25 protein-coding genes are annotated in these 25,179 nt (G+C 68.4%); 13 read left to right on the forward strand and 12 right to left on the reverse strand.

The annotated features are described in order from the left end of the window. Together G6N49_RS27075 and G6N49_RS27080 are read right to left on the reverse strand one after the other, a co-directional pair. On the reverse strand, positions 1 to 573 hold the full coding sequence (locus tag G6N49_RS27075; RefSeq protein ID WP_011857174.1) for a hypothetical protein: 573 nt from the start codon (positions 571 to 573) through the stop codon (positions 1 to 3). Between the two features lie 21 nt (positions 574 to 594). After that, complete coding sequence (locus tag G6N49_RS27080) at positions 595 to 1,647, reverse strand: ferredoxin--NADP reductase (protein WP_011857173.1); 1,053 nt, start codon at positions 1,645 to 1,647, stop codon at positions 595 to 597. Between the two features lie 164 nt (positions 1,648 to 1,811). Here G6N49_RS27080 and hsaA point away from each other — a divergent pair, with 164 nt between their 5' ends. The 6 genes from hsaA to G6N49_RS27110 all read left to right on the forward strand — a co-directional run bounded on the left by hsaA (position 1,812) and on the right by G6N49_RS27110 (position 6,502). Then, positions 1,812 to 2,996: a 3-hydroxy-9,10-secoandrosta-1,3,5(10)-triene-9,17-dione monooxygenase oxygenase subunit gene (hsaA, locus tag G6N49_RS27085; protein ID WP_011562086.1), complete on the forward strand. Its 1,185-nt coding sequence runs from the start codon at positions 1,812 to 1,814 to the stop codon at positions 2,994 to 2,996. A gap of 9 nt (positions 2,997 to 3,005) precedes the next feature. Then, positions 3,006 to 3,905: a 4,5:9,10-diseco-3-hydroxy-5,9,17-trioxoandrosta-1(10),2-diene-4-oate hydrolase gene (hsaD, locus tag G6N49_RS27090; protein WP_011562085.1), complete on the forward strand. Its 900-nt coding sequence runs from the start codon at positions 3,006 to 3,008 to the stop codon at positions 3,903 to 3,905. Beyond that, the gene (gene hsaC / locus G6N49_RS27095; RefSeq protein WP_011857172.1) at positions 3,902 to 4,801 is read left to right on the forward strand and encodes an iron-dependent extradiol dioxygenase HsaC; all 900 of its coding nucleotides are present in this window, start codon (positions 3,902 to 3,904) and stop codon (positions 4,799 to 4,801) included. The genes hsaD and hsaC overlap by 4 nt, the downstream gene beginning before the upstream one ends. A gap of 14 nt (positions 4,802 to 4,815) precedes the next feature. Next, the gene (gene hsaB / locus G6N49_RS27100) at positions 4,816 to 5,382 is read left to right on the forward strand and encodes a 3-hydroxy-9,10-secoandrosta-1,3,5(10)-triene-9,17-dione monooxygenase reductase subunit (RefSeq protein ID WP_011768383.1); all 567 of its coding nucleotides are present in this window, start codon (positions 4,816 to 4,818) and stop codon (positions 5,380 to 5,382) included. 8 nt (positions 5,383 to 5,390) lie between these two features. Continuing rightward, positions 5,391 to 6,236: a DUF4344 domain-containing metallopeptidase gene (locus tag G6N49_RS27105; RefSeq protein WP_235679584.1), complete on the forward strand. Its 846-nt coding sequence runs from the start codon at positions 5,391 to 5,393 to the stop codon at positions 6,234 to 6,236. A gap of 92 nt (positions 6,237 to 6,328) precedes the next feature. Continuing rightward, the gene (locus G6N49_RS27110; protein ID WP_011562081.1) at positions 6,329 to 6,502 is read left to right on the forward strand and encodes a CsbD family protein; all 174 of its coding nucleotides are present in this window, start codon (positions 6,329 to 6,331) and stop codon (positions 6,500 to 6,502) included. Between the two features lie 45 nt (positions 6,503 to 6,547). Here G6N49_RS27110 and G6N49_RS27115 read toward each other — a convergent pair whose 3' ends face one another. After that, the gene (locus G6N49_RS27115) at positions 6,548 to 7,501 is read right to left on the reverse strand and encodes a LysR family transcriptional regulator (protein WP_011857171.1); all 954 of its coding nucleotides are present in this window, start codon (positions 7,499 to 7,501) and stop codon (positions 6,548 to 6,550) included. Positions 7,502 to 7,596: 95 nt separating this feature from the next. On the opposite strand from G6N49_RS27115, the gene G6N49_RS27120 reads away from it, so the two are divergent. Genes G6N49_RS27120 through G6N49_RS27130 form a run of 3 tightly spaced genes read left to right on the forward strand, consistent with a single transcriptional unit; the run spans position 7,597 to position 11,653 of the window. Beyond that, complete coding sequence (locus G6N49_RS27120; protein WP_011562079.1) at positions 7,597 to 8,982, forward strand: MFS transporter; 1,386 nt, start codon at positions 7,597 to 7,599, stop codon at positions 8,980 to 8,982. Next, complete coding sequence (locus G6N49_RS27125; RefSeq protein WP_011562078.1) at positions 8,979 to 9,725, forward strand: SDR family oxidoreductase; 747 nt, start codon at positions 8,979 to 8,981, stop codon at positions 9,723 to 9,725. The genes G6N49_RS27120 and G6N49_RS27125 overlap by 4 nt, the downstream gene beginning before the upstream one ends. Then, complete coding sequence (locus G6N49_RS27130) at positions 9,722 to 11,653, forward strand: acetoacetate--CoA ligase (RefSeq protein ID WP_011857170.1); 1,932 nt, start codon at positions 9,722 to 9,724, stop codon at positions 11,651 to 11,653. The genes G6N49_RS27125 and G6N49_RS27130 overlap by 4 nt, the downstream gene beginning before the upstream one ends. On the opposite strand, the gene G6N49_RS27135 is transcribed toward G6N49_RS27130, so the two are convergent. The 6 genes from G6N49_RS27135 to fadD3 are packed head-to-tail and all read right to left on the reverse strand — an operon-like array spanning position 11,634 to position 18,733. Further along, positions 11,634 to 12,914 (reverse strand): 13E12 repeat family protein, encoded by a 1,281-nt coding sequence (locus tag G6N49_RS27135; protein ID WP_041925173.1) that lies wholly within the window; start codon positions 12,912 to 12,914, stop codon positions 11,634 to 11,636. The two genes, G6N49_RS27130 and G6N49_RS27135, sit on opposite strands and share 20 nt — an antisense overlap. A gap of 39 nt (positions 12,915 to 12,953) precedes the next feature. Then, the gene (locus tag G6N49_RS27140) at positions 12,954 to 14,141 is read right to left on the reverse strand and encodes a pyridoxal phosphate-dependent aminotransferase (protein ID WP_011562075.1); all 1,188 of its coding nucleotides are present in this window, start codon (positions 14,139 to 14,141) and stop codon (positions 12,954 to 12,956) included. 10 nt (positions 14,142 to 14,151) lie between these two features. Further along, positions 14,152 to 15,093 (reverse strand): acyl-CoA dehydrogenase IpdE2, encoded by a 942-nt coding sequence (ipdE2, locus tag G6N49_RS27145; RefSeq protein ID WP_011562074.1) that lies wholly within the window; start codon positions 15,091 to 15,093, stop codon positions 14,152 to 14,154. Then, positions 15,093 to 16,046: an acyl-CoA dehydrogenase family protein gene (locus G6N49_RS27150; RefSeq protein ID WP_011857168.1), complete on the reverse strand. Its 954-nt coding sequence runs from the start codon at positions 16,044 to 16,046 to the stop codon at positions 15,093 to 15,095. The genes ipdE2 and G6N49_RS27150 overlap by 1 nt, the downstream gene beginning before the upstream one ends. Next, a complete protein-coding gene (locus tag G6N49_RS27155; RefSeq protein ID WP_011857167.1) occupies positions 16,043 to 17,212 on the reverse strand; it encodes an acyl-CoA dehydrogenase family protein in 1,170 nt (389 codons plus the stop codon). The genes G6N49_RS27150 and G6N49_RS27155 overlap by 4 nt, the downstream gene beginning before the upstream one ends. Continuing rightward, the gene (gene fadD3 / locus G6N49_RS27160) at positions 17,213 to 18,733 is read right to left on the reverse strand and encodes a 3-((3aS,4S,7aS)-7a-methyl-1,5-dioxo-octahydro-1H-inden-4-yl)propanoate--CoA ligase FadD3 (protein WP_011562071.1); all 1,521 of its coding nucleotides are present in this window, start codon (positions 18,731 to 18,733) and stop codon (positions 17,213 to 17,215) included. It lies immediately after the preceding gene. Between the two features lie 48 nt (positions 18,734 to 18,781). On the opposite strand from fadD3, the gene ipdE1 reads away from it, so the two are divergent. From ipdE1 to fadA6, 4 genes are read left to right on the forward strand one after another with little or no spacing between them, the layout of a single operon-like run. Beyond that, positions 18,782 to 19,936 carry an acyl-CoA dehydrogenase IpdE1 gene (gene ipdE1 / locus G6N49_RS27165; protein ID WP_011562070.1) on the forward strand — a complete coding sequence of 385 codons (1,155 nt, stop codon included), beginning with the start codon at positions 18,782 to 18,784 and terminating at the stop codon, positions 19,934 to 19,936. Beyond that, on the forward strand, positions 19,933 to 20,724 hold the full coding sequence (gene ipdF / locus G6N49_RS27170; protein ID WP_011562069.1) for a (5R,7aS)-5-hydroxy-7a-methyl-1-oxo-2,3,5,6,7,7a-hexahydro-1H-indene-carboxyl-CoA reductase: 792 nt from the start codon (positions 19,933 to 19,935) through the stop codon (positions 20,722 to 20,724). Before ipdE1 ends, ipdF begins: the two co-directional genes overlap by 4 nt. Then, the gene (gene kstR2, locus G6N49_RS27175; protein ID WP_011857166.1) at positions 20,721 to 21,368 is read left to right on the forward strand and encodes a TetR family transcriptional regulator KstR2; all 648 of its coding nucleotides are present in this window, start codon (positions 20,721 to 20,723) and stop codon (positions 21,366 to 21,368) included. Before ipdF ends, kstR2 begins: the two co-directional genes overlap by 4 nt. A 4-nt stretch (positions 21,369 to 21,372) precedes the next feature. Beyond that, on the forward strand, positions 21,373 to 22,533 hold the full coding sequence (gene fadA6 / locus G6N49_RS27180) for a steroid 3-ketoacyl-CoA thiolase FadA6 (RefSeq protein WP_011562067.1): 1,161 nt from the start codon (positions 21,373 to 21,375) through the stop codon (positions 22,531 to 22,533). 81 nt (positions 22,534 to 22,614) lie between these two features. On the opposite strand, the gene G6N49_RS27185 is transcribed toward fadA6, so the two are convergent. The 3 genes from G6N49_RS27185 to G6N49_RS27195 are packed head-to-tail and all read right to left on the reverse strand — an operon-like array spanning position 22,615 to position 25,167. After that, complete coding sequence (locus G6N49_RS27185) at positions 22,615 to 23,727, reverse strand: NDMA-dependent alcohol dehydrogenase (protein WP_011562066.1); 1,113 nt, start codon at positions 23,725 to 23,727, stop codon at positions 22,615 to 22,617. Positions 23,728 to 23,773: 46 nt separating this feature from the next. Beyond that, positions 23,774 to 24,538 carry a hypothetical protein gene (locus G6N49_RS27190; protein WP_011857165.1) on the reverse strand — a complete coding sequence of 255 codons (765 nt, stop codon included), beginning with the start codon at positions 24,536 to 24,538 and terminating at the stop codon, positions 23,774 to 23,776. Continuing rightward, a complete protein-coding gene (locus tag G6N49_RS27195; RefSeq protein ID WP_011857164.1) occupies positions 24,535 to 25,167 on the reverse strand; it encodes a SatD family protein in 633 nt (210 codons plus the stop codon). Before G6N49_RS27195 ends, G6N49_RS27190 begins: the two co-directional genes overlap by 4 nt. Positions 25,168 to 25,179 lie beyond the last annotated feature (12 nt).

The following is a 25,179-nucleotide window of genomic DNA, read 5'->3' on the forward strand; positions in this document are numbered from 1 at the left end:
TCAGCCGAAGGTGGTCTGCGCGCAGGCGTCCGGGGTGGTCAGGTTCACCCCGCCGTAGACCACCTGGATGTGACTGCACACGATGAACGCCGCCCGCGTGGCGAGCTGGCCGGTGGCCCACTCGGTCGGCATGGAGGCGCCGTCGATGCGGTAGCGCTCGATCGGCCCACCGCCGAATGAGCTCACCGAGATCTCGACGTCGCGCAACGACTTGTACATCTTGGACAGCACGTTGTTGTGGTTGGCGCCCTTGACTTCTCGCGGTGTCCCGGCAGGGGCGCTGTACTCGGCTTCCTGCCAGACGTTGCGGTCGTTGCTGCGCAGCGTGATCGTCTGTCGTGACCAGGCGTCGCCGGGGAAGCCGGTCGGCCCGCCGGGGGTCATCAGATTCGCGGTGGTGTCGAACATGCACCTGTTGCCCACGCAGTTCGCGTTGACGTGCATCTCGATCTTGGTGGCCGGGTCGACGGCGATCGAGGTCATCGCCGAATTGGCGGCGGCCGCCGCCGTCGCGGGGTGGGTGAGCAGTGCGGTCAGCAGTGCCGCCGCACCTGCCGCTGCGAGCCGGTTCATCGTGTTGAAGTTAGCCCTTCGCTATTCGTCGTAAGTGACTTCGACCGAATCCGAACGAGGCATCGCCTGGCATCCCAGGATGAGGCCCTCGTCGAGGTCCGACTGCTCGAGCACGTCGTTGACCTCCATCTCGACCTCGCCGCTCTTCTTGAGCACCGCGCAGGCGCCGCAATGGCCCTCGCGGCAGGAGAACGGCGCGTCGAGGCCCTTGTCGAGCAGCACGTCGAGCAGCTTCGCGTTGCGCGGCCAGCGGATCTCGTGGGTCTCGCCGTCGAGGGTCACCACAGCGGTGGCCGGGCCCTCGTCGCTGTCGTCCTCTTCGATGACCACCGCGGCGAACGGATCGGACTCCAGCGATTTGAAGACCTCGATGTGGATCTTGTCGGCGGCGGTGCCCGCGCTGGTCAGCGCCTCCTCGGCGGCGGCCATGAACGGACCCGGTCCGCAGATGTAGGCGTCGTGACCGGTGTACGGGGCGGCCAGGCCGGCCAGCGCGGTCGCGGTGGGCAGACCCTGCACGGATTCCAGCCAGTGCACGACGGTGAGCCGGTCGGAGTACTTCTGGCCCAGCTCCCGCAGCGTGCCGGCGAAGATGACGTTGGATTCGTCGCGGTTGGCGTAGACCAGCACCACCTTCCCGCTGCCCTCGACCAGTGCCGACTTCAGGATGGCGAGCATCGGGGTGATGCCGCTGCCTGCGGCCATCAGCAGGAAGTCGGTGTCGAGCGATTTCGGGACGAAGGTGCCCGACGGGGCCAGCACGTGAAGCTTCATGCCGGGGTGGGCGTTGTCGCACAACCAGTTCGAGGCGTAGCCGTCGGCGGTGCGCTTGACCGTCACGGTCAGCGGGTCGTCGGTGAACGGCGAACTGCACAGCGAGTAGCACCGCGCGACGGATCCGGTCCGGTCGCTGGGCACACGCAGCGTGAGGAACTGGCCGGGGGAGTAGCGCAGCCGTTCGGCCGGGATGTCGGCACCCGCCTTGAACACCAGGGAGCGTGCGTCGGCGGTCTCCTCGACGACGTCGGCCACCTCCAGTTCCAGCACGTGGCTACCGAGTGGCTCGTCCGTCACGACGCGCACCTTTCTGTCCGGTCCGGAGTAGCAGAACTAGAACAGGTTACAAAAATGCACCTTCGCAGGTCCAGCCGCTGCAGCGTCACGCTGCTCGACACAAATCGTAACGTGTTCTAATCTTTCTACAGCCCCGTTTCAGTCCCGCATCTTGGAGGCAGGCAGTGACGTCCATTGAACAGCGCGACGCGCAGGCGGTCCTCAGCGGTATCGACGACCTCCTGCCCACGTTGCGTCAGCGTGCGCAGGAGGCCGAAGATCTGCGCCGCCTGCCCGACGAGACGGTGAAGGATCTCGACGAGATCGGCTTCTTCAAGCTGCTCCAACCCCAGCAGTGGGGCGGTATGCAGTGCGATCCGTCGCTGTTCTACGAAGCGGTGCGCCGCCTCGGCAGCGCGTGCGGGTCGACCGGTTGGGTCGCCTCGATCATCGGCGTGCACAACTGGCACCTGGCGCTGTTCGACCAGAAGGCCCAGGACGAGGTCTGGGGCGACGATCCGTCGGTGCGGGTGTCGTCGTCGTACGCGCCGATGGGTGCGGGCACCGTGGTCGACGGCGGGTACCGGGTCAGCGGCGCCTGGCAGTGGTCCTCCGGATGCGATCACGCCACCTGGGCGTTCCTCGGCGGCCCGGTGATCAAGGACGGCAAGCCCGTCGACTTCGGCAGCTTCCTGATCCCGCGCAGCGAGTACCGCATCGACGACGTGTGGAATGTGGTCGGGCTCAAAGGCACCGGCAGCAACACCGTCGTCGTCGAGGATGTCTTCGTCCCGCGGCACCGCTTCCTGTCCTACAAGGCGATGAACGACGGCACCGCGGGCGGATTCGAGAACAACACCGCCCCGGTGTACAAGATGCCCTGGGGCACAATGCATCCCACGACCATCAGCGCGCCGATCATGGGTATGGCCTACGGCGCCTACGAAGCCCACGTCGAACATCAGGGCAAGCGGGTGCGCGCCGCGTTCGCCGGCGAGAAGTCCAAGGACGACCCGTTCGCCAAGATCCGCATCGCCGAAGCCGCCAGTGACATCGACGCCGGTTGGCGCCAGCTGATCGGCAACGTCGGCGAGGAGTACGCACTTCTGGCCGCCGGCAAGGAGATCCCGTTCGAGCTGCGCGCCAGGGCCCGCCGCGACCAGGTGCGCGCCACCGCCCGCGCCATCGCCTCCATCGACCTGCTGTTCGAGGCGTCCGGTGCCACGGCGCTGGGTATCGACCAGCCCGTGCAACGGTTCTGGCGCGACGCACACGCCGGCCGCGTCCACGCCGCCAACGAACCCGAGCGGGCCTACCTGATCTTCGGCAACGACGCGTTCGGGTTGCCGCCGCAGGACACGATGGTCTGATCTTCCGAGATGACGTCCTACATCAAACAGACCGAGTCGCAGGTCGAGATCACCTTCGAGTCCACCTCGCGGTTTGCGGAAGTAAGCGGCAAGGGTCCTGCCATGCGGCTGCACTACCACGAGGCGGGCGTCAGCCACCCCGAGACCGTGGTGCTGCTGCACGGTGGCGGCCCCGGCGCCTCGAGCTGGTCGAACTTCTCGAAGAACATCGAGGTGCTGGCGCGGCATTTCCACGTGCTTGCGGTCGACCAGCCGGGTTACGGCCTCTCCGACAAGCACACCGAGCACGAGCAGTACAACCGCTACAGCGCCAACGCGCTGCTGAACCTCTTCGACCACCTCGGTATCGAACGTGCTGCGCTGGTGGGCAACTCACTCGGCGGCGGAACCGCGGTGCGGTTCGCACTCGACAATCCCGACCGGGCGGGCCGGCTGGTGCTGATGGGCCCGGGCGGGTTGAGTGTCAACCTGTTCGCACCGGACCCCACCGAGGGCGTCAAGCTGCTCGGCCGTTTCGCCGCCGAACCGACGCGCGAGAACATCGAGAAGTTCCTGCGCATCATGGTCTGGGACCAGAGCCTGATCACCCCCGAACTGGTCGAGGAGCGGTTCCGGATCGCCAGCACGCCGGAGTCGCTGGCCGCCACCAGGGCGATGGGTAAGTCCTTCGCCGGACCGGATTTCGAGCTCGGCATGATGTGGCGTGAGGTGTACAAGCTGCGCCAGCGGGTACTGCTCATCTGGGGTCGCGAGGACCGGGTGAACCCGCTCGACGGGGCGCTGGTCGCGCTCAAGCAGATTCCCCGCGTACAACTGCACGTCTTCGGCCAGTGCGGACACTGGGCGCAGCTCGAGAAGTTCGACGAGTTCAACAACCTCACCATTGATTTCCTCGGAGGCACACGATGAGCATCCGGTCGCTGGGCTATCTCCGGATCGAGAGCACCGACGTCGCCGCATGGCGGGAGTACGGGCTCAAGGTGCTCGGCATGGTCGAGGGCAAGGGCACCGTGGACGGTGCCCTGTACCTGCGGATGGACGAGTTCCCCGCCCGCCTGGTCATCGTGCCGGGTGAGCGCGACCGGCTGCTGCAGTCGGGGTGGGAGACCGCCAACGCCGAAGGCCTGCAGGAGATCCGCAACCGGCTCGACGTCGAGGGCACCCCGTACAAGGAGGCCACCGCCGCCGAACTCGCCGACCGCCGCGTCGACGGGATGATCACCTTCGACGATCCGTCCGGCAACACACTGGAGATCTTCCACGGCGTCGCGCTCGAACACCGCAGGGTGGTCAGCCCGTACGGGCACAAGTTCGTCACCGAGGAGCAGGGGCTCGGGCACGTCGTGCTCACCACCCGCGACGACGCCGAATCCACCCACTTCTACCGCGACGTCCTGGGTTTCAAGTTGCGCGACTCGATGCGGCTGCCTCCCCAGCTCGTCGGCCGACCCGCCGACGGTGCACCGGCATGGCTGAGGTTCTTCGGGGTCAACCCTCGCCACCACAGCTTGGCGTTCATGCCGGGGGAGACCCCGAGCGGTATCGTCCACCTGATGATCGAGGTGGAGAACAGCGACGACGTCGGGCTGTGCCTGGACCGGGCGCTGCGTCGCAAGGTGCCGATGTCGGCGACGCTCGGCCGTCACGTCAACGACAAGATGCTGTCGTTCTACATGAAGACGCCGGGCGGTTTCGACGTCGAATTCGGTTGCGAGGGGCTCGAAGTCGAGGACGAGAACTGGATCGCCCGGGAGAGCACCGCGGTCAGCCTGTGGGGTCACGACTTCAGCGTCGGCTTCAAGTAGGCCGCGGACGCACCGTGACCGAGACGAGCATCGACCCGCGCACGTTCCGCAACGTGCTCGGCCAGTTCTGCACCGGCATCACGGTGATCACGACCATGCACGACGGCGCACCGGTCGGGTTCGCCTGTCAGTCGTTCGCCGCGCTGTCTCTCGAACCGCCACTGGTGTTGTTCTGCCCGACCAAGGTGTCGCGGTCCTGGAAGGCGATCGAGGCCAGCGGCCGGTTCTGCGTGAACGTGTTGCACGAGAAGCAGAAAGACGTCTCCGCGCGGTTCGGCTCACGCGAACCGGACAAGTTCGCCGGCATCGACTGGACACCGTCGAAGCTGGGCTCGCCGATCATCGACGGCAACCTGGCACACATCGACTGCACGGTGCACTCGGTGCACGACGGCGGTGACCACCTGGTGGTGTTCGGCGCCGTGCACTCGCTGTCGGAGGTACCGAAGAAGAAGCCGCGGCCGCTGCTGTTCTACCGCGGCGAGTACACCGGCATCGAACCCGACAAGAACTCGCCGGCGCACTGGCGCGACGATCTCGAGGCGTTCCTCACGGCCACAACTCCGGACACCTGGCTGTAGTCCATGACATGTTGACGGTTGTGTCGAACACCGTCATGCGGTCGTCAGCCGCGATCTGCGCACTCCTGCTTGCCGCGGGGTGCTCCGAAAACCGCCAGGGCGCAGCCGAAGTGGAGCCGTCACCCGCGGCGGAGTCGTCGGGTGAGATGACCGTCGTCTACGAGGACGCCGCCACACCGGAGGCCGTCAACGGCCGCAGGGTCCTCACCGAGAACCGGTTGCTCGAATCGCTGGCGGCCGACGTCAACGACTCGTTCGTCCTGCCCGAGGACGTCCGCCTCGTCGGCGCCCAGTGCGATGAGGCCAACGCGTTCTGGAGTTCCGACGACCGGACGGTGACGATCTGCTACGAGGACGCCGACCTGAGCCTGACGACGTTCGAGCAGGCCGGCGACCCGGATCCCGTCGCCGCGACGATCGGTGCGGAGCGCGCGACGTTCTACCACGAACTCGGGCACGCCACCCTGGACCTGTACGACCTGCCGTTCACCGGGCGCGAGGAGGACGTCGCCGACCAACTGGCCGCGGTGATGCTGCTGGAACCCGACGACACCGGGGCGATCGATCCCACCGACGTGCGGGCCGCCGCCGCCTATGCGCGCATGTTCGAGGCCAACAGTGAGCAGGACGGCGGGGCGGCCCAGGATTTCCCGTTCTGGGATGTGCACGAATACGACCTCGCCCGGATGTACAACTTCCAGTGCTGGATCTACGGCGCCGATCCGGCGGGTAACGCCTTCATCGTCGACGAGGGTCTGGTGCCCGAGGACCGCGCCGATTCCTGCGAGGGTGAGTTCGATCGGATGTCGCGCGCCTGGTGGGACATGCTCGACCCGCATCTGCGGAGCGAGTGACATGCGGTCGGTAGTTTCAGCGTCCCGACGCGCGGGGTATGCCGACGGTGCAGCGGCCGACTGGTCGACTGCGAACCTAAGGAGTACGCATAGTGAGCGGTACGGACAAAGCCAACAACAAGCTCGAGGACCTCGGCGGTAAGGCCAAGGAAACGCTGGGTAAGGCGACCGGAGACGAGAGCACCGCCAACGAGGGCAAGGCCGATCAGTCGAAGTCCAGCCTGAAGGACGCGGGCGAAAAAGTGAAGGATGCGTTCAAGAAGTAACTGTCCGGGCGCCCCGTCCGGCCGGGCGACCAGCGACCACGCGAATCAGGGCGCGCCGAGAAGCACGTCACGCTGTTCGTGCACCCGCGCCCGGATGGCCTCGACCACCGCGTCGACCTCCGGTCGGCGCAGGGTCTCGGCGCGGGTCACGAGCCAGTAGGTCAACCGCACCGACACCGCGTTGGGCAGCACGCGGACCAGATCGTCGTGCCGGTCCGCCATGAAGCACGGCAGCAGTCCCAACCCGGCCGCCGCGCGGGTGGCCTCCACATGGACGAAGACGTTCGTCGACGTCACCGACTCCCGCATGGCCGGCGCGAACCCCGTCGCGGAGTCGAGGTCGTCGACCTGCAGCATCGAGTCGATGAAGTAGACGAGCGGATACCGGGCGAGGTCATCGATGTCGCTCGGCGTCCCGTGTTCGGCCAGATAGTCGCGCGACCCGTACAGCCCGAGGCAGTAGTCACCCAGGCGAATGGCCTCGGCTCGGTGCACCTGCGGTTCACCGACCACCACTTCCACGTCGAGCCCCGAGCGTTGCTGTGACGCCCGCCGGGTCGTGGCAACGATCTCGACCGCGACGCCGGGATGGTCGCGCTGCACCAGTGCTGCGGCCGGGGCCACGATATAGGCACTGAACCCGTCGGTCGCCGAGATCCGCACCACGCCTTCGAGTGCGCGGCGCCCGGCCGGGTCGACGCTCAGCGACCGCACCGCGGACTCGACGGCCTCGGCGGCGGCCAGCGCCTCACGGCCGAGGTCAGTCAGCTCCCAGCCGCCGGCCACCCGGGCCACCAGCCGGCCGCCGATGGACTGTTCCAGGGCTGCGATGCGCCGCGAGATCGTCGTGTGGTTGAGGCCCAGTTCCTCCGCGGCCGTGGTGTACCGGCCGGTGCGGCCCACCGCAAGCAGGACGAGGAGATCGTCCGCGCTGGGGCGACGCGGAGATGAAATGGGCATGTCTGCAGTTTTGCAGATCGATGGTGCGCGGTTGGCCATTGCGGGCGGGTCCGGCGTGCATGAATACTCACAGCCATGTGGGGGCAGTCACACACCACCCGTCTGTATGCCCCCGGTCATGAACGGAGCCCTCGATGAGCACGCAGAATCCCTCACCACCGGACACCAGCCCCCCGGACGCGATCACCACCGGCCTCAAACGCGTGGTCGTGGCCTCGATGGCTGGCACCGTCGTCGAGTGGTACGAGTTCTTCCTCTACGGCACCGCCGCCACGCTGGTGTTCAACAAGATCTTCTTCTCGGAGACCACCAGCGAGCTCAACGCGATCTTCCTCGCGTTCGCGACGTACGCGGTGGGCTTCGTCGCCCGCCCGCTCGGAGGCGTGGTCTTCGGGCATTTCGGCGACAAGTACGGCCGTAAGAAGCTCCTCCAGTTCAGCCTCCTGCTCGTCGGTGCCGCCACCTTCGCGATGGGCTGCCTGCCGACGTACGGCCAGATCGGCTACTGGGCACCGGCCCTGCTGGTCGCGTTGCGCTTCATCCAGGGCTTCGCCGTCGGCGGAGAGTGGGGCGGCGCGGTCCTGCTGGTCGCCGAACACAGCCCCAACCGGGAACGCGGCTTCTGGGCCAGCTGGCCGCAGGCCGGTGTGCCCGTCGGCAACCTGCTCGCCACCATCGTGCTGCTCGTCCTGACGTCGACGCTGCCCGAGACGTCGTTCCTGTCGTGGGGCTGGCGTGTGGCGTTCTGGCTGTCCGCGGTGGTGGTGCTGATCGGCTACTACATCCGCACCAAGGTCACCGACGCGCCGATCTTCGTCGCCGCCCAGCAGGAGGTGGAGCGGGCCAAGGCCACTTCGTATGGGGTGGTCGAGGTGCTCAAGCGCTACCCGCGCGGCGTCTTCACCGCGATGGGCCTGCGGTTCGGCGAGAACATCATGTACTACCTCGTGGTCACCTTCTCGATCACGTATCTGAAGGTCCAGGTCGGCGCCGACACCAGCGACATCCTCTGGTACCTGCTGGTGGCGCACCTGATCCACTTCGCGGTGGTGCCGCTCGTGGGGTGGCTGTCGGACCGGTTCGGCCGCCGCCCGGTGTACGTGGTGGGCGCGGTCCTCGGCGCGACGTGGGGCTTCTTCGCGTTCCCGATGATGAACAGCGGCAGCTATGTCGTCGTGACGGCAGCGGTCAGCATCGGCCTGATGATCCACGCGCTGATGTACGCGCCGCAGCCGGCGATCATGGCGGAGATGTTCCCGACCCGGATGCGGTATTCCGGTGTCTCCCTCGGCTATCAGGTCACCTCGATCGTGGCCGGATCACTGGCGCCGCTCATCGCGGTGAAACTGCTCGACATCTACGGCTCGTCGGTGCCGATCGCGATCTATCTGGCCGTGGCGTGTGCGATCACGTTGGTCGCGGTCTTCTTCACCCGTGAGACCAAGGGCATCGACCTGCACGACGTGGACCGGGCCGACCGCGAGGACCTCGCCCGCGAGGCGGCCAGGAGCGGCGCATGAGGGATCTCGCCGGGCGCACCGCGCTGGTGACAGGCGGTGCCAGCGGGATCGGGGAGGCGTGTGCACGCGAACTCGCCGCCCGCGGTGCCACCGTCACCGTCGCCGACCGCGACGAAACGGCCGCTACCGCACTGGCCGACGAGATCGGCGGCAGCGCCTGGGTGGTGGACCTGCTCGACGTGTCGGCGCTCGAAGGTCTCGCACTGGACACCGACATCCTGGTCAACAACGCCGGTGTGCAGCGCATCGACCCGATCGTCGACTTCGCCCCGGAGAACTTCCGGATGCTGATGACGCTGATGGTCGAGGCGCCGTTCCTGCTCATCCGCGCGGCGCTGCCGTACATGTACGCGCAGAAATTCGGCCGGGTCATCAACATCTCGTCGGTGCACGGGTTGCGCGCCTCGGAGTACAAGGTCGGCTACGTCACCGCCAAGCACGCGCTCGAGGGGCTGTCGAAGGTGACCGCGCTGGAAGGCGGACCGCATCAGGTGACCAGTAACTGCGTCAACCCCGGCTACGTCCGAACCCCGCTGGTCACCAAACAGATAGCCGATCAGGCCAAGGTGCACGGCATCGGTGAAGATGACGTGGTGACCCAGATCCTGCTCAAGGAGAGCGCCATCAAGCGACTCGTCGAACCGTCCGAAGTCGGATCGCTGGTGGGCTGGTTGGCCTCGCCGCAGTCCGGCATGGTGACCGGTGCGGCCTACACCATGGACGGCGGATGGAGCGCCCGGTGAGCGAACCGCAGTGGACGCCGACCGAGGACGACATCGCCGGCGCCCGCGTCACCGACTTCGCCCGCTTCGTCCAGCAGCGCACCGGCGCCGACGTATCCGACTACCACGCGCTGTGGCGGTGGTCGGTCGAGGACCTCGCCGGGTTCTGGGGTGCGCTGTGGGAGTACTTCGACCTCGGTACTGCGCCCGCCGAAGTGCTCGCCGACGATGCGATGCCCGGTGCGCGGTGGTTCCCGGGGACACAGCTCAACTACGCCGACCAGGTCGTCCGGCACGCCCGCACCGACCGGCCCGCCATCCTCTACGTCGCCGAGGGTGGTGACGTCACCGAGATCTCGTGGGATGAGATGCTCACGCGGGCAGCCGGTTTCGCGCGCACACTGCGGTCGCTGGGTGTCGGGCCGGGTGACCGCGTCGCGGGGTATCTGCCCAATGTGCCCGAGGCGGTCATCGCCTTCCTCGCCACCGCCAGCATCGGGGCGATCTGGAGCGCGTGCGGACAGGACTACACCGCGAAGGCCGCGCTGGACCGGCTCGGCCAACTCGAACCGGTGGTGCTGATCGCCGCAGACGGGTACCGCTTCGGCGGGAAGACACACGACAAGACCGCCGACGTCACCGCGTTGCGCGCCGGGTTGCCGACGGTGCGGGCCGCGGTGCTGGTGCCGCGGATCGGGGTGGGCGCGCCCGACGCCGACTGGCTGCACTGGGCCGAGGTCACCGCCGACGGCGGACGGCTGCAACCGGTCCCCGTGGACTTCGACCACCCGCTGTGGGTGCTGTACTCGTCCGGGACGACGGGCCTGCCGAAGGGCATCGTGCACGGCCACGGCGGGGTCGTGGTCGAACACCTCAAAGCCGCTGCGCTGCAATCCGACATCGGCGCCGACGACACCTTCTTCTGGTTCACCAGCCCGAGCTGGATGATGTGGAACTTTCAGGTGGCAGGGCTGCTGGTCGGCGCGACCATCGTCTGCTACGACGGCAGCCCGACCTACCCCGCGACCGACACGCTGTGGGAGATCGCGGCCCGGGTGGGCGCGACGGTGCTGGGCACCAGCCCCGGCTATGTGCTGGCCTGTGACAAGGCGGGTTCCGTCCCGCGCGAGGAGCACGATCTGTCCGCGCTGCGCACCGTCGGGATCACCGGTTCGTCGCTGCCCCCGGCCTCGGCACTGTGGCTGCGCGACAACGTCGGCGTGCAGGTCGCCTCGATCAGCGGCGGCACCGACGTGGTGTCGGCGTTCATCGGCGGTGTGCGGACCGTTCCGGTCTGGCCCGGTGAGCTCTCGGCGCCCTACCTCGGCGCCGCCGTCGAGGCCTGGGACGAATCCGGTCAGCCGGTCCAGGGTGAGGTCGGCGAACTCGTCGTCACCAAACCGCTGCCGTCGATGCCGGTGAAGTTCTGGAACGACCCCGACGGAAGCCGTTACCGCGACGCGTATTTCGAGATGTTCCCGGGCGTCTGGCGGCACGGCGACTGGATCACGATCACCGACCACGGCAGCGTCATCGTGCACGGCCGGTCGGATTCGACGCTCAACCGGCACGGCATCCGCATGGGGAGTGCGGACATCTACCAGGCCGTCGAGCGGATGCCCGAGGTCGCCGAGGCGCTGGTCATCGGGGCCGAGCAACCCGACGGCGGCTACTGGATGCCGCTGTTCGTCACGCTGACCGAGGGCGCCGAACTCACCGACGACCTCAAAGACCGGATCTGCCAGACGATCCGCGCCGAGGTGTCACCGCGCCATGTGCCCGACGACATCATGCTGGCCCCCGGCATCCCGCACACCCGCACCGGTAAGAAACTCGAGGTGCCGATCAAGAAGCTGCTCCAGGGCGGCGATCCGGCGCGCGTCGTCGAACCGACCGCCGTCGACGATCCGGCCCTTCTGGACTGGTATGTCACGCAGCGGCGAACCTGACGATGTCGATGCTGAGGCCGCCCTCGATGATGCTCCTCGCGTAAACCGGCGGACCCGGTAACGGTGGTGCGGTGGACCGGTAGGTCGCGCCGGTCGGGGTTCGGAACTCGGCGCGGTGCTCCCCGCCGTCGTCGCTGGTGGTCACGGTCCAGCCCGGCGTCTCCTTGGCGTAGTTGCAGCCTTCGCATTCACCGAGCCCGTTGCGCGCGCTCGTCGGACCGCCCTGCCGGTGCGGTTCGGCGTGGTCGTGGTGGCGGATCGGGGCGTTGCAGTAGGGCGTTCGGCACGTCTGGTCGCGGATGTCGATGAAGGCCGCCAACCCCTTCGGGAACGTGCGGGCCTTCGACTCCATCGCCACCAGCTGGCCACTGGCGGGATGGCGGTACAGGCGGCGCAGCGTCGCCTTGGCCGCTTCGTCGGCGACCGCGTCACCGACCAGTGCGCGCACCACGCCGGCTGGCACCGGCCCGTATCCCTCGCACCAGCCCGGCTCGTCGTCGTCACCGACCAGCGTGGTGTCGGCCAGCGCCAGGTTCAACGACACCGGCACCGGCTTCTCGGCCGGCCGTCCGGTCACCCGTTCGACCAACGTGTCGGCCATGACCTGGCCGCGCGAGCGGTCGTCGAAGGTGGTGTCCGCCTCGCGCTTCAAGGCGGCATAGACCGCCACTCCCTGCGCTACGGGTAGCAGCGCGGTCACGTACGCCATGGTGTCCGGCGCCGGTCGGATCGTCACGCAGCGGTCGCCGGCGGCCTTGGCCGACCGAGCGACGACCGCGGCCGCATCGAGGCGCGTGGTGATCTTCTTGGCCTCGGCCTCGATCCGCCTGTTGCCCCATCCGTCGAGTTTGGAGACGTCCGCACACAGTTCGGCGTCGAGGTGGCGGCGGTGCTCCACCGACAGACAGGCCGACTGCTTGACGATCAACGTGGCCCGCCACTCAGACAGGGCGCCGCACTCCAGCGCGGCGAGCGTGTGGGGCATCTCGTGGACCAGCGCCCGGGCCATCCCCAGATGGGTGTTACCGCACACCGGGGCGTCTTTCCGTGCCAGCGCAACTTCCGTCGCCAGACCTCGGCCTCGTTTCCGCTTCGGCATACCGGAGGCGGCTTCGGTGGCGCGCCGTTTGGCCGCCCACAGCGCAGTGGCCCGCGCCTGCGCCGCGGCCGCAGACGACTTCAACCGCTCGAGCTGTTCGACCTGCGCGCGCAACTCCGCCTCACCCGCGTCGGGGTCGACATCGAACGCACTTTCGAACATGGCTCCGACTGTAGCGGCGCCCACCGACAACCCGACAAGTCAGCGCAGCCAGCCCCCGATGCGGCTCAACGCCTCGGTGATGTCGGCCGTCGGCCCGGCGAACGACAGCCTGACGAACGAGTTGCCGTGCACGGTGTCGAAGTCGATACCGGGTGCGATCGCGACTCCGGTGTCGGCCAGCAGCTTCGCGCAGAACGACAACGAGGCGTCGGTCAGATGCGAGACATCGGCGTAGACGTAGAACGCGCCGTCGGCGGGCGCCAGCCGGCTGATGCCGATGGCGCGCAGCCCGTCGAGCAACAGCCGCCGGTTCTCGGCGTAGTGGGCCAGCAGACCGTCGGCCTCCGCGGTCGACTCCGGGGTGAACGCGGCCACCGCGGCGTGCTGAGCCAGCGCGGGCGGGCAGATAGTGAAGTTGCCGGTGAGCCGGTCGACGGCGCGGCGCAGTTCCTGCGGCACCAGCAGCCAGCCCAGCCGCCACCCGGTCATCGCGTAGTACTTGGAAAAGCTGTTGACCACCACGGCTTTGCGCGAGGTCTGCCACGCGCAGCTGATCGGCGGGGCGCCGTCGTAGACGAGTCCGTGGTAGACCTCGTCGCTGATCAGCCGGGTGCCGGTCGCCTCACACCAGGTGGCGATCGCGGCGAGTTCAGCGGGCGCGATGACCGTGCCGGTGGGGTTGGCGGGGCTTGCCACGATCACGCCCTGCACCGGCGGATCGAGTTCGGCGAGCATCGCGGCGGTGGGTTGGAAACGGGTGTCCGCACCGCAGGGGATCTCGACGACCTCGCACCCGAGCGCGGTCAGGATGTTGCGGTAGCAGGGGTAGCCGGGGCTGGCGATCGCCACCCGGTCACCCACGTCGAAGCACGCCAGGAACGCGAGCAGGAATCCGCCCGACGACCCGGTGGTCAGCACGACGTCGTCGAGCCCGACCGTCAGGCCGAACTGGTCGGCGTACCGTGCGGCGATCGCCTCGCGCAGTTCCGGGATGCCGAGCGCGACGGTGTAGCCCAGTTGGTTCTCCTGCAGCGCTGCGATGGCGGCCTCGCGCACCGCCGTCGGCGCGCCGGCGCTCGGTTGGCCGGCCGACAGGTTGACCAGGTCGCCGTGGGTGCGTTGCCGTTCCGCGGCGGCCAGCCAGACGTCCATCACGTAGAACGGCGGGATGCCGGCGCGTAGGGCCACGTCCCGCGGCTCGGTGCGTTGTGCGTGGGCTCCGCTCATCAGATCGAGGCTAGAACACTTGTGTCTCGAGGCGGCGAAGCTGCTCGCGGGGCGGGCCGAGCAGTTGGGCACTGGCGTGGGCCCGCTTGAAGTACAGCTGGATGTCGCTTTCCCAGGTGATCGCGATGCCGCCGTGCATCTGCACCGCCTCGGCCGCCACCGCGGTGAACGCCTCGCTCGCCGAGAACCGGGCGAGTGCCGCTGACACCGGGGAGGGCTCGGCCAGCGCCTCGTCGACGACGGCCTTGGCGGACTGCACCTTGACGTACAGGTCGGCCATGCGGTGCTTGAGCGCCTGGAAGCTGCCGATCGGCCTGCCGAACTGCACCCGGTCCTTGGTGTACGCGACGGTCAGCTCCAGGCACCGGGTGGCCGCGCCGATCTGCTCGGCGGCCGTCAGCAGCGCCGCGGTGTCCGCCAGCCCCGGATCGGCGCCGATCGCGACCGTGTCGCCCGGCTCCACCCGGGCGAGCCGGCGGGTCAGATCCATCGCGTCCAGGGGGTGCGCCTCGAACGACGTCCAGCGGCTGAGCTGCCCGTCCGAGACGCCGATCACGACGTCGGCGATGTCCCCGTTCACCACGTACCCGGGGTCGAACACGACCGCACCGACCTGCTCGCCCGCGGCGAGCCCCGCGAGCGCATCGGCGTCCGGTTCGTCGGACGACAGCAGCGCCAGTTCGGCCAGCGTCGTGCCGAGCAACGGTGTCGGGACGAGGTTGCGCCCCAGCTCCTCCAGCACCACTGCCGCGTCCCCGAGTTCGCCGCCGGCGCCGCCGAGCTCCTCGGGTACCACCAACGCGGCCGCTCCGACCTGCTCGCACAGCAGCGTCCACAGCGACTCGTCGTAGCCGCGCTCGGAGGTCATCGCCTCGCGCACGGCCGCGGGCGATGCGTGCTTGTCCACCAGGGCGGCGACGGTCTCCCGCAGCAGTTCGCGTTCTTCGCTCATCAGAAGGCCTCCAGAACCCGTGTGCGGTGCCACGTCGGGGATCCCCACGCAGAGCGCAGGGCCTGCACGCGCAGCAGCCACAGGGACAGGTCGTGTTCGTGGGTGAAGCCGATCGCGCCGTGCGTCTGCAGTGCCGATCGGGCCGCCAGCATCGCGGCGTCGGATGCGGCCACCTTCGCGGCGCTGACATCGCGGGCGGTGTCGGGGGAGCCGTCACCGAGCGACAACGCGGCGCCGTACACCAGTGGCCGGGCCAGCTCGACGGCGATGTGCACGTCGGCCAGTTTGTGCTTGATCGCCTGGTACGAACCGATCGCCCGGCCGAACTGGTGGCGCTGTTTGGCGTAGTCCACCGACTGGTCGAGCATGGCCTGCGCCGCGCCGACGAGTTGGGCCGCGGTCGCGAGCACACCGAACTCGAACGCGCGGTCCACGTCCGCCTCCCGCACGGCACCTGATGCGGTGACCTCGAACAGCTTTCGCGCGGGGTCCACGGACTCGTGCTGCGTGGCGGCGGTGGCCTCGCTGACCGAGCCGTCCTGTGCGAGCAGCACCAGTCCGGCACTGTCGGCATCGAGTGCGCGCGGCACGTGCGGGGGCAGTGCGACGGTGACGACCAGTTCGCCTGCGGCCAGCGCCGCGCTGCGCTCGTCACCGCGCAACAGAACAGGGGCCACCGCAACGGATTCCACCACCGGACCGGGAACACACCAGCGGCCCAGCCGTTCGGCGGCGACCACCAGGTCGACCGGCGTGGCGTCGATGCCGTCGTATTCCTCGGCGACCATCAGTGCGGTCACCCCGAGGTCGGCGAGCGTGGCCCACACCTTGCGGCCGTGGGCGGTGTCACCTTCGGACCACGCCCGGACCGCGGCGGGGACGTCGGCGGCGCCCAGCGCGGCATCGATGCTCGCGGCGAAATCGCGCTGCTGATCGTCGAGTTCGAAGTTCACTTGGCTTGCCCTTTCGGCTCACGGGGCAGACCCAGCAACCGCTCGGCGATGATGTTGCGCTGAATCTCGTTGGTGCCGGCGTAGATCGGCCCGCCGAGCGCGAACAGCAGCCCGTCGGTCCAGTTGTATGGGTCCTCCTCGCGTGCGGGAAGGTCGGCGAGTTCACCGTCCGCGCCTCGGAGATCGAGCGCCGTCTGGTGCAGCGCGACGTCGAGATCGGACCAGAACACCTTGGTCACCGACGATTCCGCGCCGAGCTCACCGCCCGCGGCAACGCGTGTGACGGTCCCGAAGGTGTGCAGCCGGTAGGCCTGCGCCTTGATCCACGCATCGGCGACCCGCTCGGCGTACGCCGGGTCGCGGTCCTTCTTCCATTCGGCCACCAGCCGTTCGGCGGGGGCGAGGAATCGCGCCGGGCTGCGCAGCGACATACCGCGCTCGTTGCTCGACGTGCTCATCGCGGCACGCCAGCCGTCGTTGACCTCACCGATGACGTCGGCGCCGGGAACGAACACGTCGTCGAGGAAGATCTCGCCGAACCCGGTGTCGCCGCCGAGCTGGGCGATCGGGCGGACGGTCACCCCCTCGGCCTTCAGGTCGAACATGACGTACGTCAAACCCTTGTGCCGCTGCGCCTCCGGATCGGAGCGGAACAGTCCGAACGCGCGGTCGCCGAACACGGCCCGGGAGCTCCAGATCTTCTGCCCGTTGAGCAGCCAGCCCCCGTCCGTCCGCGTCGCCGTCGACCGCAGTGAGGCCAGATCGCTACCCGACTCCGGCTCCGACCACGCCTGCGCCCAGATCTCCTCGCCGCTGGCCATCTTCGGCAGCACCCGGTCCAGCTGCTCCTCGGTGCCGTGGGCGAACAGTGTCGGCGCCAGCATCGAGGTCCCGTTGGCGCTCGCGCGTCCGGGGGCGCCGGCGCGGAAGTACTCCTCCTCGAATGCGATCCACTGCAGCAGCGTCGCATCGCGGCCGCCGTAGCGCTCCGGCCAGCTGATCACCGACAGGTCGGCGTCGAAGAGCACCTTGTCCCAGCGCCGGTGCTGCTCGAACCCTTCGGCGCAGTCGTAGGACTTCGTCGGGAAGTCGTCGCGGTGAGCGGCCAGGAACTCGCGCACCTCGGCGCGGAAGTCCTCGGTCGCGTCGTCGAACGTCAGGTCCATTCAGGCTCTCTTCCTCAGGAGCGGTTTGACGACCTTGCCGCCCGGGTTGCGGGGCAGCACGTCGAGGAATTCCACCGACCGCGGCGTCTTGAAATTCGCGAGATGGTCACGCGCGTAGGCGATCACGGCCTGTTCGTCGAGGTTCGCACCCGGTTTGGCGACGACGAAGGCCTTGCCGACCTCACCGAGCCGCTCGTCGGGCACCCCGATCACGGCCGATTCGGCGACCCCGTCGAGGCGGGCGAGGACCTGTTCGATCTCCGCGGGATAGACGTTGAAGCCGCCGCAGATGTACATGTCCTTGAGCCGGTCGGTGATCCGCAGGTTGCCGCGTTCGTCGACGGTGCCGACGTCGCCGGTGTGCAGCCAGCCGTCGGGGTCGATCGCGGCCGCGGTGGCCTCCGGGTCGTCGAGATAGCCGAGCATCACGTTCGGCCCGCGCAGCAGCACCTCGCCCGAATCGCCGATGCGCAGTTCGAAGCCGGCGATCGGCCGTCCGCAGGTGGTGGCGACGGTGACCGCGTCGTCGTCGGCCCGGCACATCGTGCCGAAGCCACTCGCCTCGGTCAGCCCGTAGGCGGTCAGCACGATGTCGATGTCGAGTTCGGACTGCATCCGCTCGATCAGCACGACGGGGACGACGGCGGCGCCGGTGACCGCGAATCGCAGCGACGTCAGGTCGTACTCGGCGCGTTTCGGGTGGTCGAGGATGGTCTGGTAGATCGTCGGGGGGCCGGGAAGCACGGTGATCCGCTGTTCGGCGACGGCGGCCATCGCCTTCTCGGGATCGAACGTCAGCTGCGGGATCAGCGTGGCCCCGGTCTGCAGGCAGGTCAGAATCCCGGCCTTGTATCCGAAGTTGTGGAAGAACGGGTTGATGCACAGATACCGGTCGGAGCTGGTGAGCTGTCCGCACTCCGCCCACGCCGCGGGCGCGTCCAGGGACTGACGGTGCGCGCACAGCACACCCTTGCTGCGTCCCGTGGTCCCCGAGGTGAACAGGATGTCGGCCACGTCGTCGGGGCGGACGGCCGCGGCCCGCGCGTCGGCCGCAGCGAGATCCGTTCCGCGCGAGACGAAGTCGTCCCATGTACCGTCGGCTGTCTCGATCGGCACTCGCACGATGTGACGAAGTGCCGGCAGCGCCGAGCGGTCGAGGTCGGCCGACCGGTCCGCGCCGAGGAACTTCCCTGCCGTGATCAACAGGGGCGCGGCGGTGCGGGCGAGGATGTCGCTCGCCTCGCTTGCGGTGTAGCGGGTGTTGAGCGGGACGACGACGCCGCCGGCGTAGGTCGTGGCCAGGGCTGCGACGACCCAGTGCCAGGTGTTCGGTGACCAGATCGCGACGCGGTCACCCGCGGCGATGCCGAGGTCGATCATCGCCGCGGCGGCCCGGCGCACCTCGTCACGCAGCTGCGCGTAGGTCAGGCGGCGATCGTCCGTGACCACGGCCTCGTGGTCGGAGAACTGCTCTGCAATCCGGTCGAGAACGGCAGGGATCGTCCTCGGGGCGGTCGTCATCGATGCTCCCTCTAACAAAGCAAGTGCTTGGTAGGTTAGCCTACAGGGGTGATAGAGGTCCAGGAGTTCCGGGCCGAGGTCCGGCAGTGGCTCGCCGACAACCTGGTCGGCGAATACGCCGCGCTCAAGGGGCTGGGCGGACCCGGCCGTGAACACGAGGCGTTCGAAGAGCGGCTGGCGTGGAACCGTCATCTCGCCGCGGCCGGTCTGACCTGTCTGGGGTGGCCGGTCGAGCACGGCGGGCGCGGTCTGTCGGTCGCGCACCGCGTCGCGTTCTACGAGGAGTACGCGATCGCCAACGCCCCGGCGAAGGTCAACCACTTCGGCGAGGAACTGCTCGGCCCCACGCTCATCGCCTACGGCACGCCCGAACAGCAGCAGCGGTTCCTGCCGAAGATCGTCGAAGTGACCGAGCTGTGGTGCCAGGGCTATTCGGAGCCCGGGGCGGGCAGTGACCTCGCCAACGTCGCGACCACCGCGGTGCTCGATGAGGAGGGCGAGCACTGGCTCATCAATGGACAGAAGGTGTGGACGTCGCTGGCGCACTGGGCGCAGTGGTGCTTCGTCGTCGCCCGCACCGAGAAGGGGTCCAAGCGGCACGCCGGGCTGTCCTATCTGCTGGTGCCGCTGGACCAGCCCGGTGTCGAGGTGCGGCCGATCATCCAGCTGACCGGCGACTCCGAGTTCAACGAGGTGTTCTTCGACGATGCCCGCACCGACGCGTCCCTCGTCGTGGGGGAGCCCGGCGACGGCTGGCGCGTCGCGATGGGCACGCTCACCTTCGAACGCGGTGTGTCCACACTCGGCCAGCAGATCGAGTACGCCCGCGAACTGTCCGGCATCGCGGAACTCGCGAAGAGGACCGGTGCCGCCGACGATCCGCTGATCCGCGAGCGGCTCACCCGGTCGTGGGTCGGCCTGCGCACGATGCGGTCCTACGCGCTGGCGACAATGGACGTCGAACAGCCGGGGCAAGATAATATCTCGAAGCTGTTGTGGGCCAACTGGCATCGCGAACTCGGCGAGATCGCGATGGACATCGAGGGTATGGCGGGCCTGACCCTGAAAGACGGCGACTTCGACGAATGGCAGCGGCTGTACCTGTTCTCGCGCGCCGACACCATCTACGGCGGCTCGAACGAGGTGCAGCGCAACATCATCGCCGAGCGCGTGCTCGGCCTACCGAGGGAGTCAAAAGGATGAGCGATCTTTCCGTCGCGCCGAAGGAGATCGATGGCCACGGTCTCCTGGCGGGCAAGGTCGTACTCGTGACCGCCGCCGCCGGCACCGGCATCGGGTCGACGACGGCGCGGCGTGCGCTACTCGAAGGCGCCGACGTCGTCATCTCCGACTACCACGAGCGCCGCCTGAACGAGACCCGGGACCAGCTCACCGAACTCGGGCTCGGGAAGGTCGACGCGGTGGTGTGCGATGTCACGTCCACCGAAGCCGTCGACGCCCTCATCACCTCCACCGTCGAAAAGGCCGGACGGCTCGACGTTCTCGTCAACAACGCCGGCCTCGGCGGTCAGACACCGGTGGTCGACATGACCGACGACGAGTGGGACCGCGTCATGAACGTCACCCTCACCTCCGTCATGCGCGCCACCCGCGCCGCGCTGCGCTACTTCCGCGACGCCGAGCACGGCGGCGTGATCGTCAACAACGCCAGCGTCCTGGGTTGGCGCGCACAGCATTCGCAGTCGCACTACGCCGCGGCCAAGGCCGGCGTCATGGCTCTCACCCGGTGCAGTGCGATCGAGGCCGTCGAGTACGGGGTGCGCATCAACGCCGTCTCGCCCAGCATCGCCCGGCACAAATTCCTGGAGAAGACGAGTTCGTCGGATCTGCTCGACCGGCTCGCCGAGGGTGAGGCGTTCGGCCGCGCGGCCGAACCGTGGGAGGTGGCGGCCACCATCGCCTTCCTCGCCAGCGACTACTCGAGTTACCTGACCGGCGAGGTCATCTCGGTTTCGAGCCAGCACCCGTGAGCACCTCCGCAGCCGGCCAGCCGCCGACCCGTCGCGACGAGCTCCTCGAGCTCGCCGCGACGATGTTCGCCGAGCGCGGGCTGCGGGCCACCACGGTGCGCGACATCGCCGACTCGGCGGGCATCCTGTCGGGCAGCCTGTACCACCACTTCTCCTCCAAGGAGGAGATGATCGACGAACTGTTGCGCGGCTTCCTGGACTGGCTGTTCGAGCGGTACCACCAGATCGTGGCCACCGAACCGAATCCGCTCGAACGGCTCAAGGGGCTGTTCATGGCGTCCTTCGAGGCGATCGCGACTCGACACGCGCAGGTGGTCATCTACCAGGACGAGGCCAAGCGGCTCTCGTCGCAGCCGCGGTTCTCGTATGTCGAGGAGCGCAACCGGGAGCAGCGCAAGATGTGGGTCGAGGTGCTCAACCAGGGCATCGCGGAGGGCTACTTCCGGCCGGACATCGACGTCGACCTGATCTACCGCTTCATCCGGGACACCACCTGGGTCTCGGTCCGCTGGTACCAACCGGGTGGCCCGCTCACGGCCGAAGAGGTTGGCCGCCAATACCTTTCCATAGTCCTCGGCGGAATCACCGCCGGCGATGAGCGCTTGCGCGAAGAGCGTTCACCATCAGCATCCGAAGGAGAATGACATCATGGCAGTGCCAACCTCGACGGCGTATGTCATCGACGCTGTGCGGACCCCCATCGGCAAGCGCGGCGGCTCGCTGGCCCACGTGCACCCGATCGATCTGGGCGTGCACGCGTTCCGCGGCATCTTCGACCGCGTCGACGTCGACCCGGGTGCCGTGGACGACGTGATCGTCGGTTGCGTGGACGCACTGGGTGGGCAGGCGGGCAACATCGGCCGCAACGCGTGGCTCGCCGCCGGCTACCCCGAAGAGGTGCCGGGGGTGACCGTCGACCGCCAGTGCGGGTCCAGCCAGCAGGCCATCTCGTTCGGCGCGCAGGCCATCATGTCGGGCACCGCCGACATCATCCTGGCCGGCGGTATGCAGAACATGAGCCAGATCCCGATCGCGTCGGCGATGGTGGTGGGCAAGGAGTTCGGCTTCACCTCGCCGACCGGTGAGTCGGAGAACTGGCGGCACCGCTACGGCGACCAGGAGATCTCGCAGTTCCGCGGCGCGGAGATGATCGCCGAGAAGTGGGACATCTCCCGCGAGGAGATGGAGCAGTTCGCCTACACCAGCCACCAGCGGGCGTTCGCCGCCATCCGTGGCGGCCACTTCGACAACGAGATCATCCCGGTGGGCGACTTCGGGGTCGACGAGGGTCCGCGGGAGTCGACGCTGGAGAAGCTGGCCTCGCTCAAGCCGCTGTCCGAAGGTGGCCGGCTTACCGCCGCTGTCGCCAGCCAGATCTCGGACGGTGCGAGTGCGGTGCTGCTGGCCTCCGAAGACGCAGTGAAGGCTCATAACCTCAAGCCGCGCGCCCGCATCCACCACATCAGCGCCCGCGGTGCCGATCCGGTGTTCATGCTGACCGGCCCGATCCCCGCGACCCGCTACGCGCTGGACAAGACCGGGCTGTCGATCGACGACATCGACGTGGTGGAGATCAACGAGGCGTTCGCGCCGGTGGTGATCGCGTGGCTCAAGGAGCTCAAGGCCGATCCGGAGAAGGTGAACCCGAACGGTGGGGCGATCGCGCTCGGGCACCCGCTCGGTGCGACGGGCGCCAAGCTGTTCGCCACGATGCTCAACGAACTCGAGCGCACGGGTGGCCGCTACGGTCTGCAGACGATGTGCGAGGGCGGCGGCACCGCCAACGTCACGATCATCGAACGTCTCTGAGCACAGACCCCTGCCGAGCAGACGCAAAAGTACCCGAAACACCGCTATTTTAGGGACATTTGCGTCTGCTCATGGGGAAACTCAGTGGTCGTGCAGGATCACGCCGCGGATGTTTCGTCCCGCGCGCATGTCCTCGTACCCCTCGTTGACCTCGGCGAGTTTGTACTCGTGGGTGACGGTCTCGTCGAGAAGTAGCTTGCCCTCGCGGTACAGCGACAGCAGCCGCGGGATGTCGGCGCGGGGGTTGGCCTCGCCGTAGAGGCTGCCCAGCAGTCGCTTCTGGAACAGCGTGAACATCATCATGCCCAGGGTCGGCTGGTTGTCGGCCATCGTCGACAGCGCCGTCATCACGACGGCACCGCCCTTGCGGATGATGTTGGCGGCGTCCTCGAGCATCGAGCCCTCCAGCAGGCCGACGGTCAGGATCGCCGAGTCGGCCATCACCCCGCGGGTCAGGTCGGCGACCAGCGCGTTGGCCTCCTCCATCGTGGTGACGAAGTGCGTGGCGCCGAACCGGAAGGCCAGTTCCCGTTTCGATTCCACCGGTTCGATGACGACGATCTTCTCGGCGCCGGCCAGCCGCGCACCCTGGACGGCACCGCTGCCGATCCCGCCGAGGCCGATGATGACGACGGTGTCGCCGGGCGACACGTCGGCGGTGTTGACCGCCGAACCCCAGCCGGTGGTGACGCCGCAACCGAGGAGACAGGCCCGCGCCAACGGCAGGTCGTCGTCGATCTTGACGATCGACGCTTCGGGAACGGTGCCGTACTGCGAGAACGTGCCGACCAGCGCCATCACGCCGACGTCCTGCCCGCGGACGTGCCTGCGGTAGGTGCCGTCGAGTTGGGTGCCTGCCATGATCATCGCGCCGAGATCGCACAGATTCTGGTGGCCGGTCGAGCAGAACCGGCACCGGCCACACGCGGGCAGGAACGACGCGACGACATGATCGCCGGGGGCCAGCCCGACGACACCGGGCCCGACCTCGCGCACGATGCCGGCACCCTCGTGGCCACCGATCAGCGGCAGCGGGGCGGGGAGGTCGCCGGTGCGGATGTGCTCGTCGGAGTGGCACAGTCCGGTGGCCTCCCAGGACACCAGCACCTCACCGTCGCCCGGCGGATCGAGATCGATCTCCTCGACCGTCCAGTCGCCCCCGTACTCCCACAGAATCGCCGCGTTGGTCTTCATGCCGGGAGTGTATGAACGGACCGGCGCAGATCACGGGGGAATGCGGTTATTGCGCGAGCGCCAACCCGCCGAGCGCGACGATCCAGCTGGCGAAACTGCCCACCAGGAAGTATTCGGTCACTTCGTCGATGCCGATCCTCAAGTCACCGTTGCCATTCGCCTCCTTGATCTGCGCGGCGGCCTTCTGCGCGTTGATCTCCGGGAAGCGGATGATGCTCTTGGCGGCGACGACGGCGGTGGCGGCGGCCAACTGCCCGGCCAGGCCGAGGCCGAGGATCAGCAGCCGCTCCATCGGCCCGAGCAGCCGGCCGCCCTTGAGCCGGTCCGACGCCTGCGGTTGGCCTGCGGGTTTGACCGCGCCGACCGACGCCAGCACCAGCCGCACCAGCTGGTTACCCGTGACCAATTGCAGCAGGATGACGGCCACGACCATCAGCAGCCGGTCCGGGCTGACCGCGCCGACCGCGGGGAGCTGGGTCCATTCCGACCACCGGCCCACGAGTCCGGTGACCTCCGAGGCCCATCCCGACAGCACGACCAGCGTCGCGGCGGCCGCGGCCAGCACGATCAGCGGCGCCCACTGCCGTCGACCGGTGCGCTCCGCCCGGGCGCCGAGAACCTCCCACGCCATTCCTGCGGCCGCGGCGATCACGAGTAGCGGGAGGTCGCCGCGGTGCCACAGGCCGGCCAGCAGCGCGCACGCCACGACCGCGGCGGGGACGATCAGGACGGGCAGCCATTCGCGGTGCGTGACCCGCCGGAACACGTCGGCGAGGCCGATCGCGATCAGCAGGACGGCCAGCGCGCTCACCGGACACCGCGCAGGTAGGTCGAGGTCAGCACGAGCAGGTCGAGCCCGTCGCGGCCCGCGCGCTGGGACACCGCCGAGGCGCTGACGTGCTCGGCGGCGGCGATGTCCTTCTTGGTGTGGTTGCTCAACAGGCCCTTCAGGATCCTCAGTGATCGGTCATCGAGTGATCCAAGCAGGTGGTCCCGACACAGCAGGGCGGCGTTGACGGCGTCCACGTTCGGTCCGGTGACGTCCGCGGCCCGGCGATACGACGTGCGTACCGCCGCGAGGCCCGATTGTCGCTGCGCCGATGCGGTCCATTCGATCGCCTCGCGCGCCGCCCACCAGCCCGGACCGTCCTGGATGCCGGTCTCGGTGTCGAGGACGGTGACCTGTCCCCAGCCGATGCCGAACCGGATGTCGATGTCCGGTGCGACGGCGAGGCGCACGGTCAGAGCGGCGTCGATCGCGGCGCCGACGCTGGGATGGGTGCCCTGGAACTCGTCGCCGACGGTGAACGCGAACCCGGCATCACGGAGTGCACCACTGAGGTCGCGGTGGAGTGCGCGCCGGTCGGGGGCGCTTCGGGAGGCGACGACGTCGCCGATCACCGCGGCCGTTATTGAAGGCTCAGGCTTAACTTCCGCCATATGAAGATCATA

This window comes from Mycolicibacterium monacense, from assembly GCF_010731575.1.
Taxonomy (GTDB): Bacteria; Actinomycetota; Actinomycetes; order Mycobacteriales; family Mycobacteriaceae; genus Mycobacterium; species Mycobacterium monacense.

What these genes read in the sequence shown, in the direction of transcription:
- G6N49_RS27075 (WP_011857174.1), bottom strand. Translation starts at nt 573, where the DNA reads ATGAACCGGCTCGCAGCGGCAGGTGCGGCGGCACTGCTGACCGCACTG.
- hsaD (WP_011562085.1), top strand. Translation starts at nt 3,006, where the DNA reads ATGACGTCCTACATCAAACAGACCGAGTCGCAGGTCGAGATCACCTTC.
- hsaC (WP_011857172.1), top strand. Translation starts at nt 3,902, where the DNA reads ATGAGCATCCGGTCGCTGGGCTATCTCCGGATCGAGAGCACCGACGTC.
- G6N49_RS27105 (WP_235679584.1), top strand. Translation starts at nt 5,391, where the DNA reads ATGTTGACGGTTGTGTCGAACACCGTCATGCGGTCGTCAGCCGCGATC.
- G6N49_RS27115 (WP_011857171.1), bottom strand. Translation starts at nt 7,501, where the DNA reads ATGGCCAACCGCGCACCATCGATCTGCAAAACTGCAGACATGCCCATT.
- G6N49_RS27120 (WP_011562079.1), top strand. Translation starts at nt 7,597, where the DNA reads ATGAGCACGCAGAATCCCTCACCACCGGACACCAGCCCCCCGGACGCG.
- G6N49_RS27125 (WP_011562078.1), top strand. Translation starts at nt 8,979, where the DNA reads ATGAGGGATCTCGCCGGGCGCACCGCGCTGGTGACAGGCGGTGCCAGC.
- G6N49_RS27135 (WP_041925173.1), bottom strand. Translation starts at nt 12,914, where the DNA reads ATGTTCGAAAGTGCGTTCGATGTCGACCCCGACGCGGGTGAGGCGGAG.
- G6N49_RS27140 (WP_011562075.1), bottom strand. Translation starts at nt 14,141, where the DNA reads ATGAGCGGAGCCCACGCACAACGCACCGAGCCGCGGGACGTGGCCCTA.
- ipdE2 (WP_011562074.1), bottom strand. Translation starts at nt 15,093, where the DNA reads ATGAGCGAAGAACGCGAACTGCTGCGGGAGACCGTCGCCGCCCTGGTG.
- G6N49_RS27155 (WP_011857167.1), bottom strand. Translation starts at nt 17,212, where the DNA reads ATGGACCTGACGTTCGACGACGCGACCGAGGACTTCCGCGCCGAGGTG.
- fadD3 (WP_011562071.1), bottom strand. Translation starts at nt 18,733, where the DNA reads ATGACGACCGCCCCGAGGACGATCCCTGCCGTTCTCGACCGGATTGCA.
- ipdF (WP_011562069.1), top strand. Translation starts at nt 19,933, where the DNA reads ATGAGCGATCTTTCCGTCGCGCCGAAGGAGATCGATGGCCACGGTCTC.
- fadA6 (WP_011562067.1), top strand. Translation starts at nt 21,373, where the DNA reads ATGGCAGTGCCAACCTCGACGGCGTATGTCATCGACGCTGTGCGGACC.
- G6N49_RS27185 (WP_011562066.1), bottom strand. Translation starts at nt 23,727, where the DNA reads ATGAAGACCAACGCGGCGATTCTGTGGGAGTACGGGGGCGACTGGACG.
- G6N49_RS27195 (WP_011857164.1), bottom strand. Translation starts at nt 25,167, where the DNA reads ATGGCGGAAGTTAAGCCTGAGCCTTCAATAACGGCCGCGGTGATCGGC.